This is a genomic window from Salmonella sp. SAL04214 (assembly GCF_046550615.1).
Classification (GTDB): domain Bacteria; phylum Pseudomonadota; class Gammaproteobacteria; order Enterobacterales; family Enterobacteriaceae; genus Salmonella; species Salmonella enterica.
On sequence record NZ_JBGDXT010000009.1, the window covers coordinates 173031 to 190260 of the forward strand.

The window sequence follows — 17230 nt, forward strand, 5'->3', positions numbered from 1 at the left end:
GGTTAGCTCCTGGAGTGTTTCTGGAGGAAGTCGATTAGTTCTTCGCGGGTTGCTGAATAGAAAGTGACGTCGTCTACGCCTTTGAAATACTTCTTAATGGTTCCCACGCGGTTAAGTCCGATCATCGCGCAGTAAATCTGGCCGTGACGGAACTTACGCGCCGCATAGGAAATCACGCAGGCAAAGTTGGTCGTAGTAATGATGTGTCGCCAGAATGCCAGGCCGATATCTTTACTGAATCCTCTGGCATGCGGCAAATACATCGCGTGACAGTCGAATGTTAACGGCTGCGTTTCGTGGTAATAGACGATGCCTCCGAACTCACCATGTACGTGGACTTCGAAATATTTCGTGTCAGGTTTGTAGTCGTATCCGTCACCGTTGTTGCTCCCTGCGATGATGTCGGGATGGTTGCCGACAGTTTCTATCAGGTCGATGTTTCGGGTGGGAGTGAATGTAATCATCAGTTGATTAATCCATGAGTTCGTATTGCATCTTCGAGAGCTTTGATACGCTGTCGCGCCTGCTGCAATCCGGTAGCCAGAGCTGATACCTCAGACTGCGTATATGTGGCACTGACCGTGTAAGTCTGGTTAGCGTTGAATGCACCGAGAAGCGCAGCGCCTGTTGCTGCTGTCCATCCGGTCTGTCGAGCACCGATAACTTTAGTGCCGCCAACTGAATAGGACGTTGTCACGTTGAGAGGTGACGCCAGCGATTGAGAAGCAGTTGCTGACTTCGATACGTAATCAGCCTGCAATGAAGAAATAGTGCTTTCAGCAGCCGTAACCCTACCATCAAGAGCACTGACATCAGCCTGCAAGGTGACTATTTTGCCTTCAGCCGTGGTTAGTCTGACATCCAGTACCGCAATTGCATTGGCATTTGCAGTAATACGTATTTCATGGTCGTCTACGTCAATGCGTAACTGTTGAATTCTCTCTTCGTGGTCTGCAAGCTCAACATCCTGCTCATCGTTCTTTACCTGCGCGTCATAGGCGCCTTGCCCTGCTTCGTTTGCCTTTCCCGCAATAGCGCCAACGTCAGTCCCCTGCGCGATTACGTAGAGCAGATAGGACCGGCTGAAGATGTTGCGTGGGAGGATTGAGGCATCAAGACGAGTAGCCTGAATGATGACGGGATTATTAAGTGACGGGTCTGCCATATTTTACTCCAGACGAATTTGACACCCGGATAGTGTTACTGGTGATTTGGTGATTACCCGCAGTTTGAATCCGATTAATCGACGAATACGACCTACACGCTTCCATAAAACTCTCTTGTCGTACACAAACGGCTCATTCTGCTCAATCATCTGTTCGCGACCGTAATTGATTCCGTCTGTGGTTGCAGACAGGAACAGGCGGTCAGCGTATTGAGCAACACCAGTGGATGATTCAACTTCGAGGTCGAAGCATCTGGCGTTATCTGCCTTGAAGAGGGGCGTAAACAACAGGTGTTCTTGCTGCTTGTCGTACTGACTACTGATGTCGAATTGCAACTGCCCCGTCACCGCTTCTGATTTATCGCCGCACGTTATCTGGTTGCCTTCATACATGAAGTCGACAGCACGATATACATCATCGTAAAGCCCTGTTTTCAGCACACACCATTGCGGTCCGTTCTGACTTGACGATGCGTCGTAAACCAGAACATGACGAGGGAGATGAATAATCAGAAGCTCATGAGAATCGAAGCGCAAAGTCTCCATTACACCAGTCGCCAGTTCTTCAGCTGTGTATGAGCGGATAATCTTCTCAATACTGGCCGTCGCAATTGGTGAAGCTTGCCCTGACCCGATGATGTAGACGGAAGGTGCGCCAGTAGCCGGATGACTGATGAATGCATATGAGTCAGCGAATGGCGTTTTACAGTATGTTCCGGCAATGCCCTTCTGTACCATCAACGATGGCTGTGCGACATACAACGCAGCGCCAGCGGTGGTTGCGCCTGTCAGGGAGAAATACTCTATCGTTGACGAACCAAAGCAGACGATGAAGTCTCTCCATGTTCCGATGCCGATGATGCCGTCAGGCTGCGACTCTGCGCGATATTGTGCGCTGTAGCGGTCAGGATGCGACTCATCTTCGAGGTCAGTGATAAACCATGAATCGGTTCCGTCTTTTGACCATGCGTAACGCCCACGTAAGCGCGTAATGTCACGGACTGAACCTAACTCATACTGCGTGAATCCGCTGTCTGCAGGCCAGTTTGAGACGGTTTTAACCATGCCATCATAGCGATACTCGACCAGTTGACCATTAACGCCTACCGCCTGTGATGTCCGACCATGTGCCATTGATACGCGACCGCTTCCGGCTACATCACCTACTACGGCTTCCCCTTTGTAGAGCTTACTTCCTAAAACGCGATATACAGCGTTCTGAGCGGTATTGTATTCAACGCCACGCGATACACCATTTACATCGTTGCGCTTCGCTATGCCCGGGAATGAGCGTAAATAACCCGATGAGTTGAGGACTTCTTTCGGTGTGGCCAACATGTTGATTGGTAGGTAATCAATGTAGTCGGCATTCTTGAAGTCCTTACCCATTCCCTTCATCATGGGGAGTTGTTGAATCGGCATTCTGCTCTCCGGGGAAATAATGCCATTCGTTCAGATTGGCGAAACTGTTTCCACTGCCAGTTGGCATACGTGACGGGTAAGGCGCTCGTTTAGCTCTGGCGATGGCGGTCTGCTTGTAGAGAAGTTCCTTCCCGTATTTAGCTGTAGCGATAATTTTCGCTGTGGCCTCAAGCGCATAATCCGGAGCGATTCTGCAGGCCAGATTGTGGAATACTGCGCTGACTGCGCTTGAGCGAAGACCGTGATCATCACCTTCAGCGGGAGGATTGTCATCATCTGAGAATACATAGCCGGTGATGATGCCCTTTCCGTCCTGATACCACTCAGCCATCATCGCTTCCAGATCATCAACGGCATCCTGCATAGACTGTGGCTCAACATCAGTGAGAGTTGCATCTGATGCTACACCAAGCTTACGCAGCGCCGCCCTGACCAGATCGCCTTTAGTCTTTATCTGCATCGCTTTCCGCCTTAGGCTTTGGTCCTGGCTTTTTGCGTTCTTTGGTTGCCGGCTCTTTCGGTCGCAGGCTTAGCAGGCGATTCAACACATCATCTGCCGTGTGGCCGTCCCATTCCTTGCCAAACTCAATTTCCGTGCCTTTAGGCAGATGTTCAATTTCACTCTCTGGGAGGTGGTATGTTACCGCGCCTTCTGGGGTGTCGATGCCAGCTAACACCCATCCATCCCATTGCTCGCCGTCATGATGCTGGAAGCTCCACCATGCGCTTTCGCGGAAGGCATTCATTAGCGTTGAAAACAGGCGCACTCGATGTGCATATAGTTCGTTAAAGGTGTGGTATCCATCAGACACTTCACCCATGTCTTTCTTGACCACGCCTGACTCGCCGATTGGTTCGTCATTGGTCTCCGGCACTAGATTTGGATGCTTAACCCAACCATCGGCAAGGTGATCTTCTACGTCGCCGTCATCGACAACTTTAACCTGAACTTCCTTGCCCCATACCTTCGTTCCACGACCCTGCTTATATAGCATTACACCCATGTGTCACCTCAAATAAAAAAGGGGCCGAAGCCCCTGTTAGTTACGCAGTCTGACCAGGCAGGCCAACTCCGATTGCTTCCGGTCGTGTCGCGTTTACGCCGTACCACAGCGCAATACGGCACAGGCCGGACAGGGTGGAAATATCCCCCTGCGTAGCGAAGATACCGTTCAGGCCGACATCCGGGATGCTGAATGAGGTAGTTTTCATACCTGCAAAAAGCTCATGGTTGGCCGGAATCGGCTGAGACACAATACGGATGGCGTCATCAGCCCAGAACACGTTGGTACGGGCATCCTTAACGTTCAGGATGTTCACCGCCATTGCATCAGCCAGTGAGGTGTTAACGTTGGCGTAGGCGCGTTGCTCAGGAGAAAGAGAAACATCATCCAGTGCTACAGGCTTCGGCGTGATTTCAACGTGAGTACCATCAACAACGCGAACTACGGAGAAAGTCGCGTCCTGCGCCAGTACGTTCTTAGCCATCTGACCAAGGAACTTCACGCCAGTAAACGAAATTTTGTCGCCGCGTTTCAGGCCGGTAGTTGCAGACAGGGTGACGGTAGCAAAACGGTTATCAACGTTAACTTTGTTGCCATCGTTATCCAGTTGCCATGCGACAGGCTTGAAGGACTGCGCACCGGATACAGTGATGACAGTTGCGGTGGATTTTGTCAGCACAGGAAGTTTCGGAGAGCGCAGGACATCATCGAAGCCAGCAACCTGACGCTGAATGGTGCCATCGCGGTACGCTTCTTCAGGGATGCGCCCGAAGATATCACGCTTGGTCAGGTCATAACCCGCCTTTTTGTAGTCCTGCGGGTTGAAGAAGTACGATGTGCCCATGTCGCGGTTAAGTTCGCGGGAGAACATGATTTCTTCTGCGTCGGCCACAAAGTTCCATGCGTCTGCGGTATTAGTGCCGATTGCATCCGGCGAAGTGATAACCAATGACCCCATCTCGGCGGCCATGTTTGCGACTTTCAGCTCAACGTTGTTAGCCAGTTTGCGTGCTGCGGACTGGATTCGGTGACGATACGCAGTCTCGTCTCGCAAGTCATCTGCGCGTAACTGGAAGAAGTCGTTATCCGGCTCTCCCATGTTTACCGCGACGTTAAGCTCCAGTAACCCTGTCGCTTTATCAGTTAAATCCCAACCTTCCTGAGTGGGGGACTCCTGCTCTACAGGCATCCAGATGGTATTGCTGGAGCGCTGCATAGAAGCCGCAGGCGGGGTATATTTCTTGGCTTTCTGCGCCATTGGAGTGATTGCGGAGATGGTGTCAATAATCTCATCCACCGCCAGTGTAACAATTTGACCTTCGTTCAAAGCCATTATCGGATTCCTTTAAGTTTTGCCTTTAGCTTGCGGTAAGTTTCCACATCGCCCTTGCTCGCAGCCGCATCCATCTGTTTACGAATGGCATCTTTATTTGCTGCGCTGACATCACCGGTAATCGGCTGGTCAGCAGGGGGAGCGGAAGAGATTTGTTTACCGCGAGGCTTGAGAGTTAAGCGTTCGGATAGTCGAGTTAGTTCAATCAGCGCGGACTGCCCATCCATCGCCAGTAACTGGCGGGCTTTCTCCGGGTTTGCACCAAGGTGATACATGAGCGCGGCAGACTTCTCCGGGAACAGGCGCATAATGTCGGCCCCAACCGCAGGCGGAACCAGTTGCATAAATGCGTCTTCTTTCTCCTGATAGTCAGGGATATTGAGCTTTTCTGCCGCGTCATAGTGTTTGCGGGCAGCTTCGACGTATTGCGCTGATTGCTGGGTAAACTCCTGAGTCTTGCGGCCCTGTTCTGCTACGGCATTGCTGCGGGCGTCCTGCGCTTTCATTAGCCATTCGGTATTGGCAGCATTGAAAGCGGCAAGCGCACGGCTGTTGTCATAGTCATATTTGGCCAGGCCTTCTTCTGACAGATAGGCATTAATATCCGGCTGAGGTGGGAGGTCAGGGTTTACCCGTAAACTCTCCGGCAATTCTCCGCGTTTAACTGCTTCCATCTGCTGCTCAAGCTCGCGCTGTCGTTTGCGCTCGATGCGGCGGCGGGCGAATTCTGCGTTCTTTGCCGGGTCTTGTTTTGGTGCTGTCTCATCGTCCTTCAGGACAATCTCAAAGCCCTCTTCCTGACCTGCATTGTCGTTGGCATTATCGACAACTAAGCTATCAGCAGATGCCGCTGCATAATCGCCGGACAGGGTTAAGTCTTCAGTTGCCTGAATTTCGGTGGTTGGTTTCATGATTAACTCTCTCTTATTGAGGTGTCTCGGCTACACTGCCGGAAGGTTGATTTTGTCTCTGCGATCGCAGGATATTGGCAATGTCCATTCGCTGCTTGTGCGTCTGTTCATTGCCTTTAAGGAGTAACTCAGCATTTGCGCGAGCGTCTTCGCTGCGGTCCTGCTGGAATGAAGCAACGGTTTTGAGGAACTCTCTAAACTCGGACTGTTTATTGAGATCCATATTGTTGAATATTTCTGCGATTTTCGCAGCGTTAAGTTGGTTTTGAGCTTCGACTTTAGCCGCGTCGATTTGAAGAGATAGCGTCTGATTCTGCGCTTTAGCCAGTTCAGCCTGACCTTGCAACAGCACACCCTGCGCCTGAACCATTGCCGGGTCTTGCTGTCCTTGTTTGGCCTGCTGCGCTTCGACAAACCATTGCTGCTCTTCAGGTGTTTCCGGCTTCTTAACGCCCATCTGAATAAGCTGCTTATTGGCATAGTCACGCATCATCTCGACACCTTTACCATCAAGCAGGGTGAAGTACTGAAGCAACAGCAGTTGATATTCTGGCGTTCCCTGTGGCGTCTTGCCGAGCAACTCAAGAATTTCTGCGCGGTTTTGCTGCTTCATGGACTGGAATGATGGTCCAACATCCGTGTAGCACTCATAGCGCCCCCTGATATCGTTCAGTACCTGCCGCTCACCAGTGGCAAGGTCAACAACCTCAGCCATTAGCTGAACCTCTTTTTCACTGCCATCCTCAAGGGTGATTGTCACGCTGCGAGGAACATCGTAGATGTCGTTAACTATCGACTGGTAAATCTCACCGTCACGGCGCATAGCGGTAGCCAGATTATCCTGAAACACGTATGTCTCAAGGTCAGCCCGCATATTGAGTTGGTTTACGGTATCGAATGCAACCTGATTACCATTAACCGACCCAGCATCTACACCAAGAGTGGCAACCTCTTTTACTGCGCTGGTTGCAGCTTCCAGCATATAGGCATTGGCCTGTGGAACTTCCGGATTTTCATAGTATGCCAGCGGCTGAGTTGGCATTTCTCCGTTGTTCTCATCCGTGCGATTGAGCAGGTAATACGGGTAATCGTCGTTACCGTCATACATATGCTCAAAGCCTGCAATCTGTTCAGGCCAGAAGAACGGCTTCTTCTTCGGAGTACGGGCCACGATGTCGGCGTTGAACGACATAATCATGTTGCGCAGACGCTGACCGTCTTTTGTCAGGCGGACGACACCCTCATACACTTCTTTATCTTCAACGAAGCCCCACTCGCCGAATACCGGAACAATGGGGATATGTTCGCCAGCAATGAGCTGCTTGTCTTTGAGTACAGCGGTGCAGGTGATAATCGATTTGTATACCCGGCGACGCTTAATCTGGCGCTCTGCAATTTTGATAAATCCACTATCAGCCAGGTCGTCGATGACGTCTTTAATATCGCGCTTAAAGTAGCTTACCGGCTCACCCGTAACCGGGTCTTGGTAGATAAACGCCGTCTCTTTCTTCTCGACCACTTCGTAAAACTCAGCGATCTGAATTGTGTCCTGCGTCAGCCATGGAAATACCCAATCGTTGGGGTTCTGGAATGATGGAATATCATCAGCATCAAGGTCGTATTTTTCTGCGAAATCCTCCCAACCATTCTGGCTCATTGAGTGGATAACTGTGCAGTGACGGGCGTCAGACTTGTCCATCAGTTTGCTGTTGCTGTCCCAGATAACATGGGAGCAGGCACTATGGATAGGCTCTCGACGGATAACCTGATTGTTGCTCGTCGGACTTTGATCTTCGTAGTCAGTGACCAGACGCCACGCACCTACGCCAGATTCAATCTGCTCACGAACAGCGACGTTGACCGCGATTTTTGCCGTATTGTGTCGCATGTCTGTGCGATACATTCCCATTAGCACATCAGCAGCGTCAGGACTTGCTCCATCCTTTGGGCGATACAGAACATCAACAGGGTTCTGACGCATCTCAGAAACGAGTTTGCGCACCACTGGTCGTACCACATCGAACTGCCCGCGATATTGCAGGGTTGTGTATTGTGATAGCCAGTCATCCCATTGGCTGATCCGACTAAAGAACAGATCGTTCTTAGCCTCTCGTCTGGCTTCATCACTGGCTGTCCAGTCCGCATCAAAGCGCGACAGGATGCTCTCCAGCCTGTTTTCATTGTCGGCCATTATCGTCCTCTGCGTACTGGTCTAATCGGTGCGGGGATTTTCTTTTCTTTCGGCTTTCTGATATCGCGCATCATCCTGGCGAAGCGGCGCATCATGTAGCCGTAGCGAGTAGCATCGAGCACATCATCGTTGGTCTTGACAATCTTGCCGTTCTCATCGCGATGATATAGGCGGAACTCTTCAAAAAATGGTTCGCATGTGTTGAATACTTTGAATCTTCCTTCAAGCATCAGGTCACGAAGTTCACTAATGCCTGACTCTACTGAGTTACCGCCATCCGGGAACGTTGCGTGTTCGGGAAGCATAGAGAACCCGGCGTCCGCATATTGGGTTTTAAGTTGCTCACCACCGCCCTTTTCGTGTTGGTGACCGTCATGAGGCCACGCGACAGGTATTTTGTTAGCCCACGACTTAACAGCACCCCATGCCTGAACTGCGGTGTTCTCTGATTTCTTCCACACACGCGCCAGATAGAAAACATCTGCGTCTTTGTCCCACCAAAGCTGAATGTGAGCTTGCGGGTGGTTCCAGCCGAAGTCCTGAGCGTCGATAACATAGAAGTGATCGGGACACTCAAACGGCTGGCACTTAATCGTCTCTTCCGGTATCTGGAATATTCGACCGCTACCCATCGTAGGAATACCGCGAGCACGCGCCTCTCTCTCATGCTCAGGATAGGATGCGATGATTTGCTCTTTCTGCTCGTCGGTGTAGTGCTCAGCGTCATAGATGGTCATGTTGACCACTTTCTGCGACTTGCTGGGATTCTTCAGGAACTTGGTAACAACGTCAGACATCCCCATCAGCGGGGTAAACGTCAGAATTGAGAATTGCCCGTATTTGTTTGTACGGGTAAGACCTTCGCCATAAATGCTGTATGGTGGCTCTTCGTCAAACCACACGCCGTGGATTGTGTCACCCTGCCAGCGTGCACGGCCTTGCGAGTATGGCTTGAAGTAGCAGATTGAAATGCCATCTTCAACACCATCAGCCGTGTGATGCTTAACCAGAAGATGATCAACAAGGTTCGGAAAGAAAGGAGACTTCTTCCAGCTAATGATGTCTTCTTTCGGTATGGAACCGTAGCCAGGCTCGTCATTCTCTTCGATACGACCGCACAGGATGCGTTGAGTCGTTTTGGTTACAGTCTCGTTTGTCTCGCCGCCAATCCAGAAGACGACAGGCTCATAGAAACGCTTACCCTTCCACTCTCCGCCATATTTACCATCATCCGGGTAGCCTTTTGTTCCCGGATAACGCCCGGTAAGGTGAAACGCGACTTCAGCAGCACCAGTAAATGACTTACCAAGCTGGTTACCAGCCATAAAACAGCGCTCTGGATAGTCATGCCCGGCGTCGATGAATTCACGCTGTTTGCTGTATGGCGTAAATTCATATAGCAGGTGTGTGTTCCGGTATTTCTCTTCTTCTTCGAGTAGCTCGAGCAATTCGATTTGCTCTTCGTCGCTCAGGTTATCAAGAATCGCGTCCAGTTCCACGGTTGAATAGCTCCTTGATACGAGAGCGGCGCTTATCGCGATCTCCCTTATCAGGTGTCACGTCTTCAACTTGCGACTGCTCTTTGAGGCCCAAATCGCGGGCGATGATGTTAGCGTTGAGAAGATCAGCGGCTGCGCCGGAGAATTTTTGGTCGTAGATGATTTGCTCTGCTCGCGTAACGACCTCAGATAAGTCTTCTCTCACCCTGTATTGTCGCCATGTCTCAAGCGTCACATCGAGGAATAGCGTTAGCCCAGTGATGGTCATCGCCCTCATCTTGGCGATAGGCTCTTGTGTAACTTCTCCTTGATATGAGAAAGCCTTCATCTCCCATAGTGGGTTAGCCTCCACCCACTCGAAGTATTCACAACAAGCAGCCCACAGCGCCTCAGGCGACTCGAATTTCGGGTTACGCCCATGACTACTGCGGGCCTCCCAGAATCGGTTGCCCTTTGGTGCTGCCATAAGTTAACTTCCTGATGTTGTTGCGATAGTCACGTTAGCCGAACCATCAAAGGACGTTGAACCTGTGACAGCGCCGGTTAGTGTGATAGTGCGAGCAGTAGATAACTTATCCGCCGTCTCTGCATTCGTTACTGAACCGCTTGCAGAAGTGTACTTAGCTTCAAATGCTGTCTTGCTCATATAGAGCAGCTCGCCGTACTGGCTCCGGAACAGATATCCACCGACCTCCGGCTTGAATACGGCTACTGTTTGCGCTGACATGTACTGGTCAGCATACGGACCGTCGAATTCTGCGCTTGCACTTCCGTCATTAGCGTATTTGATAGCTTTAATCGGAAGAGCAGACACATATACACCGTCAGCATCTTTGTAGAGAGGCCATGATGGCGTGAAATTTGGATTTGCCATGATTATGCTCCGGCAGTGAACAGGTCTAATGCTTCCCTCGATTTACGAACCGCTTCGATAGTGCGGGTCGTGATATCAGAATTAGCGCCGCCTGACTGGAAGTGAATCTTGAATAACTCAAGCTTCAGCTCATCAGTGCCGATGAATTGAAATGCTTCTTCTGCGGCTGCGTTCTGGTTCATGACCAGTTTGTAAATCTCTAACTGGAATTTCTGTTCTTCAGTCATGGTAATAATCTCTGCCATTGTTGGCTCCGTTTATCCGTTAAAAGGGATATCAGTTAAGCTATCCCGTGTAGGGTATAAGCGATTATCAAAGCCACTCTTTAGGGAATGGCTTTTGTGATGGCATCACTTACTCTTTACGCTGCTATCCCACTCATCCCTGAATTTGGATGGGTTATTGAAACCTTCTGCTGACATAACAACTCCTTCAATGTTTGGCTGGTATTAGGATGTCTTTCCATCAGTCCGCCACCACAAAGAATCTTTTTTTGCCATAAGGCAGGAGGTTCATCTTTCAGTGGCTGCCAGTGTTATTTCCCCACTTACTGGCTTGGGTTGTTTAGCTGTACTGCTGCTAATTGAATATTGTTTGACAGGAAATAAACTCAGGTTTCATTACAAAGCCCACCCGTAGATAGGCTTTGTAATGGATAGCCGTTTAGCAGTTCTCGTAATTCTTTGATTTTCCCGATAACGCAGTTTTGCGTTTACCATCAGCACGCGATATCGAGAGTCAACTGTAGTTGCTCGCGCCAGAACTCAACATTGGCTTCAATGACCGGCTTATCCCATCGCCAGCGAGCCATCTCTCTTGCTCCATTGCTGGCTTTTGATTTCCGGTCATCACGAATGCGACACGCTTGCTCATATTTCTGCTGCTCAGTCAGTTCACCACGAAGCAGGCTATCAATGTGCAGGTCGCACCAGACGGAGAATTTCGGATCGCACCATCTTGCAAAGGCAACTGATAACTTTGGATGCAGCCATGTTCCGCCGCCCCTGTCCTTTCGTGCCTTGCTTGTTTTTACATACCCGGAATCACGGGTATGTAGAATTTTCGATGGTTCACCTGAATAAACCTCATCCAATGCTCTAACGTATTCGAGAGTTTCAGCGTTGGACAACCAGTGATCCAGACGCTTACCGAAACGTTTTGCAATATCAGTGGCATTAATCCAGCCATCAGTATTGAAGCGGATGGCTTCGCCTTTGTAATTGAGTGGGACGATATTCATAGCGTTTACCTTTTAGAAAGATGAGCCTGTTCGCACAGAAAAGCCGTCCCCGAGATGGTCGCCACCATATACGGCAGTTCTCAGGCTCAGCTTTCTGAAAGACTCGGGTTTATATGCGCTGCGATGCGCGTTTACTGCGGACACAAAAAAGCCCCGCATTACGAGGCATTTTCATGAAAGTCACTTGTCAAATTTCTATGTGATGGAAATTATTTCAGGTATTGCGTCCTGATGTACTCCTGCAAATACTTCAGTTTTTCCTGGTCGCTGATGATTCCGGCGCGGATATTGAGAACGTTTTGTCCAGCACCTGGAGAGAGTTCGACGGTGGCAGCATTGCCCACGCGGCTGGTGCTGGCGGTTTCGGCTGAGGATGGCACAGAACATTTGCCTTTGACGAGCACCCGACCACCATTATCAAGCTTGCGCCGAAGAGCATCATTTTCAGCTTTCGCATCAGCTAACTCCTTCGTGTATTTAGCATCGAGTGAATCAGCAGCACGCTGGCGTTGCTGCATGTCAGTAATGGTGGCGGTCGCCTGCTTCAGCTCACTGACTTTTTTATCTCGCTGCTCTTTGTAGGTCATGGCGTTATCACGGTAATGATTAACAGCCCATGACAGGCAGACGATGATGCAGATAATCAGAGCGGAGATAATCGCGGTTACTCTGCTCATACCTCAATCTCTCTGACCGTTCCGCCAGCCTCTTTGAATTTTGCAATCAGGCTGTCAGCCTTATGCTCGAACTGACCATAACCAGCGCCCGGCAGTGAAGCCCAGATATTGCTGCAACGGTCGATAGCCTGACGGATATCACCGCGATCAATCATCGGTAAAGCGCCACGCTCTTTAATCTGCTGCAATGCCACAGCGTCCTGGCTTTTGGGAGAGAAATCTTTCAGGCCAAGCTGCTTACGATAGGCATCCCACCAACGGGAAAGAAGCTGGTAACGGCCTGCAGCTGTTGATTTGAGTTTGGGGTTTAGCGTGACAAGTTTGCGAGGGTGATCTGAGTAATCAGTGAATAGCTCTCCGCCTACAATGACGTCATAACCATGATTTCTGGTTTTCTGACGTCCGTTATCAGTCCCCTCTGACCACGCCAGCATATCGAGGAACGCCTTACGTTGATTATTGATTTCCACCATCTTCTACTCCGGCTTTTTTAGCAGCGAAGCGTTTGATAAGCGAACCAATCGAGTCAGTACCGATGTAGCCGATGAACACGCTCGTTATATAAGCGAGATTGCTACTTAGTCCGGCGAAGTCGAGAAGGTCACGAATGAACCAGGCGATAATGGCGCACATCGTTGCGTCGATTACTGTTTTTGTAAACGCACCGCCATTATATCTGCCGCGAAGGTACGCCATTGCAAACGCAAGGATTGCCCCGATGCCTTGTTCCTTTGCCGCGAGAATAGCGGCTAACAGGTCATGTTTTTCTGGCATCTTCATGTCTTACCCCCAATAAGGGGATTTGCTCTATTTAATTAGGAATAAGGTCGATTACTGATAGAACAAATCCAGGCTACTGTGTTTAGTAATCAGATTTGTTCGTGACCGATATGCACGGGCAAAACGGCATGAGGTTGTTAGCGCAACCTCCTGCCATCCGCTTTCACGAAGGTCATGTGTAGAAGGCCGCAGCATAACTATCACTGATGAATCTAGGATAGCCAGTGGCTACGGCTCAGTTTGGGTTGTGGCGGCCGGAATCGAACCGGCTTCCATCGGTGCGCTGCCGATTGCAGTACGCGCGGCGGTCAGCTACATGACTAGTATTTTCACTATCGCCTATCTGCTAGCTCGCCATTGAGCTTCACCACAACGATAAGAGCACTGCGCGGCACCTTTCACCAATTCCGCGAGGTCTGCGGGTTCAATGCTCTTACCTGTTGTGCAAATAAAAAAGCCACCGTTGCAACTTAAGAGTCACTAACGGCAGCTTACCTGCTAATTATGGCTAAATGGATAATTGCATGTCAAGGCTTTTAACAGCAACATGCTTAACTTTCTCAACACGTTTACGCATTTTGAAAGCATTTTGCATTGGCTGGTACAAAACAAATAACGATGCTTTCAGGATGTCGTCAATTTCGTTTCTACAGGTTGCCAGTGAAGGTTTTCTCCATCCCTCGCCACCACGTCCACACATCTTGCGTGGCTTTGCAGTCGCGTGATAGTAGGATGCAATTGCTCGCTTAGATGAACCATGAGCGTAGTAGCTGAGGAGGATGCCAAAGGCTTTCTTGTCAATGCACATGACGGAATCGACGACCTGAGAAATCAACATTCCATCATCATCATTGCACATTGGCCTTGTCATAACTCTTCCCGGCTCTACGCTCTCCATGAACTTCGCTATTACGCTGCTCATGCGCTTTTCCAGACGACCTGAATAAACCCATGCGCCCCACAGTTCAAGCCAGCCATTCAGCCACTCATGCTGTTCTTTGGTGAGGTTTAGTTCTCTTATGCCCACGCGCCTTCTCCCTGTACCTGAATCAATGTGAGGTTTCCGCAGAACACTGCGCCGGTATCGATATACATTTGGTTGGCAAATTTAAGTGGTTTCACTGCTGGCGTATGACCAAAGATAAACGTGTCCGCGCCTTTAATTTCTTTCACGATCCCGTCTTGTGAGTTGCTGATTCGTTCGCGGTTCCAGATTACCTGCTGATGATCAACTGGCTTTCCAAATTCGTATTCGTCACAAGGATAATCGGCGTGGCAGATGACATATTTTTTACCTTTGCTCACCAGTTCGATGATTAACGGAAGTTCTTCTGCTTTATGGGCAAGAGCTTTAGCCAGAATTTCTTTGTCGTAATCGAGATTAAAGAACCAGACACCGCCATTAAGCAGCCAGTGATTGACGTTTCCACGCTCTGATAAGCCATCAATCATCATGTGCTCATGGTTTCCACGTACAGCTCTGAACCAGGGGAATGTGATTAATTCCAGGCATTCAACGTTCTCTGCACCACGATCAACCAAATCGCCCACCGAGATAAGCAGGTCTTTTTTGTTGTCGAATCCAATCGTATCCAGTTTGTTCATAAGGTTCGTGTAGCATCCGTGCAGGTCGCCAGCTACCCAAATATTTCGGTATTTGCTGCCATCAATTCTTTCGTAGATATTCATGCAGCCTCACTTCTGCTGTTTCGCAGTTTTTTAAGTTTCTGTTGATACTCCGCCTTGATGGTCCTGCACTCTTCGACAGTCCAGCGATGGCGGTTATGGTTTGATTCGATTTCGTCTACTGCTTCCTGCCCGATGCGGTTAATCAGTTCGACGCGATACGGAACGAGATTTCCGCTTTTGTGCTGGTTGCACACCACGCATTGCTTGTGAATATTGCGTTCATCAAATCGGAGTTGAGGCGCCGCAGCAGTTGTCCGGTAATGCCCGGCATCCCACTGAGCAGACGTGAGCGTTCCGCACGAGATACATGGTAAGTCGCGGTCTCTTTCTCTGATGAAGGCGTTTACGGCTTGTTGGGCTTGTTTAATCCAGTAACTGCGGGGCTTTAAGGCGAGTTTTCGAATCTTAAGTTTATCTTTCTGTTTCTGATCCTCTCGTCGTCGTTTCTTCTCTGCTGCTTTTTCCGCTTTTTCGCGTTCTTTACTTCGTCGTTCGAGTGCTATCTTGGTTCCACACTCTGGAGAGCACCACCACTGATTAGCGAATGCAGGGTGAAACCATTCCCGACATTCATCGTTTTTACATCGTCTTCGCGCTGGTTTAGCCATCGTCTTCTTCCTCGTACATTGAGCTATTCGGATCGCTCATCAGTTCTGCACAGCAATCGGAGCACACATGAACTTCCAGCACATGCAGCTTCTGACCGCAGTTAGCGCACGTTAAAGCTCGATCGACGCTTTCTTTCTGGTATTGCATGATTTGAGTTGGGCTAAGCATGGCTATCACCACCTACAAGCCGCTTATAGGCATCAATATCCCTTTTCGCTTCCCCTAGCCTTCGTTTTATCTCAGTGTTTTCTGATTTCAGCTTTTCAATGTCCTTTTGGTATCGATTTCTATGTTCTTCCCAAGCGTCCCGATACGCTTTCATTTTTGTTATGGTGGATTTTCGTTTCGCCTGACGAACTGCATGATGGTTTTCAATAAACCAGTCAGGGTCATTAAATGCGGCACGCGCGCATGTATACCAATAATTTGTTGCCTCCCTGTTTAGCCAATAAATACTGATAAATGGCAACCGGATAGACACCATTTTTCGTTGAGACTCTTTCTCGCCAAACATGTGCCCTTTTTTGATGCTCAGGCCAAATCCTGGTTGAATTAAAAGCATTGTCATTTCCTCGCACGATGTCTTAGCCACCGGATATCCCACAAGTGAGCCGTGTAGTTGAAGGTTTTTACGTCAGATTCTTTTGGGATTGGCTTGCGTTTGTTTCTGGAGCGTTTCGTTGGAAGGTAATTGCAGTTTTCGCAGATGATGTCGGTGATACTTCGTCGCTGTCGCCTCATGCCGCCCTCCTGACGCCCTGCCCGATCGCCATCAATGCCGCTTTGGATACGGTAGTAAACATCCGTCGAGGACTGATGAACGGTCGCCAAATCAGCAGCATGGAGCCTTTGCTGTTTCCCTTCTTCTCCAGCCCTGTCGATGGTTCGATAAAATTAATCCGTCCATCAGTGATAATGCGAACTTCGTCGACACTCTCCAGAGCCTTGCTGAACCATCCGACTGACATATCCTCTGGCACAAGCATAACTACCGTCTGTCGCTGTTGTATGCACTGCTCAGCGGCTTTTTCCACCCACGGCCTGATATTGCTGTACGGTGGGTTATTCCAGATTGCACCGTGGCTTACCCACTCAGAATTGAGCGCGTCGTCGGCCTCAGTTAGCCAGTGAGCACACAGAGCATTTTTGTCGCTCGCTGCCGAATCCAGCCAGAATCCAAACTCAATATCCAGTGCATCAAAAAGCCAAAGCGGCGTTTGCCAGCAGTCCTTGTCGTGTGCTGGCGTATTTGATTTGATAGTCATGCAGCCCGATCTCCCCATCGCGCTTTCCATTCGAGAGCCAGTCGCGCTTCGTCTGACCACTTAACGCCACGCTCTGTACCGAATGCCTGTATAAGCTCTAATAGCTCCGCAAATTCGCCTACACGCATCCTGCTGGTTGACTGGCCTATTACCACAAAGCCATTCCCGGCAAGGTTAGGAACAACGTCCTGCTGCTTTAATGCTGCGGTAAACACACACTTCCAGCTTTCTGCATCCAGCCAGCGACCATGCCATTCAACCTGACGCGAAACGTCACCAAGGCAAGCCCAAAGCTTTCGATTCTGGTCTAAGCTGCGGTTGCGTTCCTGAATGGTTACTACGATTGGTTTGGTTGGGTCTGGAAGGATTTGCTGTACTGCGTGAATGGCGTTTTGCTGATGCGCTGGAGATCGAATTTCAAAGGTTAGTTTTTTCATATCGCTATACCACGTTAGATATTTGTTTTTGACCTCATTATTTCCGTGCTGTATTCATACTTCGGCAATATCTTGTTGGCGGAATAAACATAAACGTATCTCGGCTTAATTCCTTTATCCCGACAAGAACTACA

At 49.6% G+C, this 17230-nt stretch carries 24 protein-coding genes; all 24 read right to left on the reverse strand.

All coding sequences use genetic code 11. The annotated features are described in order from the left end of the window. Nucleotides 1-2: 2 nt before the first annotated feature. Complete coding sequence (locus ACLJQD_RS16210; RefSeq protein ID WP_017441438.1) at nt 3-464, reverse strand: DUF2824 family protein; 462 nt, start codon at nt 462-464, stop codon at nt 3-5. Next, nucleotides 464-1165 (reverse strand): hypothetical protein, encoded by a 702-nt coding sequence (locus ACLJQD_RS16215; RefSeq protein ID WP_023198767.1) that lies wholly within the window; start codon nt 1163-1165, stop codon nt 464-466. The genes ACLJQD_RS16210 and ACLJQD_RS16215 overlap by 1 nt, the downstream gene beginning before the upstream one ends. A gap of 3 nt (nt 1166-1168) precedes the next feature. Then, entirely contained in the window at nt 1169-2587 is a 1419-nt protein-coding gene (locus ACLJQD_RS16220; protein WP_023198766.1) for a packaged DNA stabilization protein gp10, read from the reverse strand. After that, the gene (locus tag ACLJQD_RS16225) at nt 2547-3047 is read right to left on the reverse strand and encodes a packaged DNA stabilization gp4 family protein (RefSeq protein ID WP_010835893.1); all 501 of its coding nucleotides are present in this window, start codon (nt 3045-3047) and stop codon (nt 2547-2549) included. The genes ACLJQD_RS16220 and ACLJQD_RS16225 overlap by 41 nt, the downstream gene beginning before the upstream one ends. Then, nucleotides 3031-3591, reverse strand: coding sequence for a hypothetical protein (locus ACLJQD_RS16230; RefSeq protein ID WP_000538675.1), 561 nt, complete (start codon nt 3589-3591; stop codon nt 3031-3033). The genes ACLJQD_RS16225 and ACLJQD_RS16230 overlap by 17 nt, the downstream gene beginning before the upstream one ends. Nucleotides 3592-3631: 40 nt before the next feature. Continuing rightward, nucleotides 3632-4924, reverse strand: coding sequence for a P22 phage major capsid protein family protein (locus ACLJQD_RS16235; protein ID WP_410967621.1), 1293 nt, complete (start codon nt 4922-4924; stop codon nt 3632-3634). Continuing rightward, the gene (locus tag ACLJQD_RS16240; RefSeq protein WP_017441433.1) at nt 4924-5835 is read right to left on the reverse strand and encodes a scaffold protein; all 912 of its coding nucleotides are present in this window, start codon (nt 5833-5835) and stop codon (nt 4924-4926) included. Before ACLJQD_RS16240 ends, ACLJQD_RS16235 begins: the two co-directional genes overlap by 1 nt. A gap of 13 nt (nt 5836-5848) precedes the next feature. Beyond that, on the reverse strand, nt 5849-8026 hold the full coding sequence (locus ACLJQD_RS16245; RefSeq protein ID WP_017441432.1) for a portal protein: 2178 nt from the start codon (nt 8024-8026) through the stop codon (nt 5849-5851). Then, entirely contained in the window at nt 8026-9525 is a 1500-nt protein-coding gene (locus ACLJQD_RS16250; protein WP_017441431.1) for a terminase large subunit, read from the reverse strand. The genes ACLJQD_RS16245 and ACLJQD_RS16250 overlap by 1 nt, the downstream gene beginning before the upstream one ends. After that, entirely contained in the window at nt 9503-9991 is a 489-nt protein-coding gene (locus tag ACLJQD_RS16255) for a DNA-packaging protein (protein WP_000729924.1), read from the reverse strand. The genes ACLJQD_RS16250 and ACLJQD_RS16255 overlap by 23 nt, the downstream gene beginning before the upstream one ends. A 3-nt stretch (nt 9992-9994) precedes the next feature. Continuing rightward, nucleotides 9995-10399: a hypothetical protein gene (locus ACLJQD_RS16260; RefSeq protein WP_017441430.1), complete on the reverse strand. Its 405-nt coding sequence runs from the start codon at nt 10397-10399 to the stop codon at nt 9995-9997. 2 nt (nt 10400-10401) lie between these two features. Beyond that, nucleotides 10402-10644 carry a DUF2560 family protein gene (locus ACLJQD_RS16265; RefSeq protein ID WP_023217190.1) on the reverse strand — a complete coding sequence of 81 codons (243 nt, stop codon included), beginning with the start codon at nt 10642-10644 and terminating at the stop codon, nt 10402-10404. A gap of 473 nt (nt 10645-11117) precedes the next feature. After that, entirely contained in the window at nt 11118-11639 is a 522-nt protein-coding gene (locus tag ACLJQD_RS16270) for a KilA-N domain-containing protein (RefSeq protein ID WP_023994441.1), read from the reverse strand. 209 nt (nt 11640-11848) lie between these two features. After that, entirely contained in the window at nt 11849-12316 is a 468-nt protein-coding gene (locus tag ACLJQD_RS16275) for a lysis protein (protein ID WP_064034457.1), read from the reverse strand. Continuing rightward, nucleotides 12313-12789 carry a glycoside hydrolase family protein gene (locus ACLJQD_RS16280; protein ID WP_000229392.1) on the reverse strand — a complete coding sequence of 159 codons (477 nt, stop codon included), beginning with the start codon at nt 12787-12789 and terminating at the stop codon, nt 12313-12315. The genes ACLJQD_RS16275 and ACLJQD_RS16280 overlap by 4 nt, the downstream gene beginning before the upstream one ends. Further along, nucleotides 12773-13096 carry a phage holin, lambda family gene (locus ACLJQD_RS16285; protein ID WP_000783734.1) on the reverse strand — a complete coding sequence of 108 codons (324 nt, stop codon included), beginning with the start codon at nt 13094-13096 and terminating at the stop codon, nt 12773-12775. Before ACLJQD_RS16285 ends, ACLJQD_RS16280 begins: the two co-directional genes overlap by 17 nt. A 508-nt stretch (nt 13097-13604) precedes the next feature. Then, entirely contained in the window at nt 13605-14123 is a 519-nt protein-coding gene (locus tag ACLJQD_RS16290; RefSeq protein ID WP_000512805.1) for an antiterminator Q family protein, read from the reverse strand. Then, complete coding sequence (locus ACLJQD_RS16295; RefSeq protein WP_001028837.1) at nt 14114-14785, reverse strand: serine/threonine protein phosphatase; 672 nt, start codon at nt 14783-14785, stop codon at nt 14114-14116. Before ACLJQD_RS16295 ends, ACLJQD_RS16290 begins: the two co-directional genes overlap by 10 nt. After that, on the reverse strand, nt 14782-15393 hold the full coding sequence (locus ACLJQD_RS16300) for a recombination protein NinG (protein ID WP_001108028.1): 612 nt from the start codon (nt 15391-15393) through the stop codon (nt 14782-14784). The genes ACLJQD_RS16295 and ACLJQD_RS16300 overlap by 4 nt, the downstream gene beginning before the upstream one ends. Beyond that, a complete protein-coding gene (locus ACLJQD_RS16305) occupies nt 15386-15562 on the reverse strand; it encodes a protein NinF (protein WP_080182531.1) in 177 nt (58 codons plus the stop codon). Before ACLJQD_RS16305 ends, ACLJQD_RS16300 begins: the two co-directional genes overlap by 8 nt. Next, a complete protein-coding gene (locus tag ACLJQD_RS16310) occupies nt 15555-15956 on the reverse strand; it encodes a hypothetical protein (protein ID WP_000924597.1) in 402 nt (133 codons plus the stop codon). The genes ACLJQD_RS16305 and ACLJQD_RS16310 overlap by 8 nt, the downstream gene beginning before the upstream one ends. A gap of 2 nt (nt 15957-15958) precedes the next feature. Continuing rightward, entirely contained in the window at nt 15959-16135 is a 177-nt protein-coding gene (locus ACLJQD_RS16315; protein ID WP_080182530.1) for a NinE family protein, read from the reverse strand. Continuing rightward, nucleotides 16132-16659, reverse strand: coding sequence for a phage N-6-adenine-methyltransferase (locus tag ACLJQD_RS16320; RefSeq protein WP_000153280.1), 528 nt, complete (start codon nt 16657-16659; stop codon nt 16132-16134). Before ACLJQD_RS16320 ends, ACLJQD_RS16315 begins: the two co-directional genes overlap by 4 nt. Further along, nucleotides 16656-17096, reverse strand: coding sequence for a recombination protein NinB (locus tag ACLJQD_RS16325; RefSeq protein ID WP_000736903.1), 441 nt, complete (start codon nt 17094-17096; stop codon nt 16656-16658). The genes ACLJQD_RS16320 and ACLJQD_RS16325 overlap by 4 nt, the downstream gene beginning before the upstream one ends. Between the last annotated feature and the right edge of the window lie 134 nt (nt 17097-17230).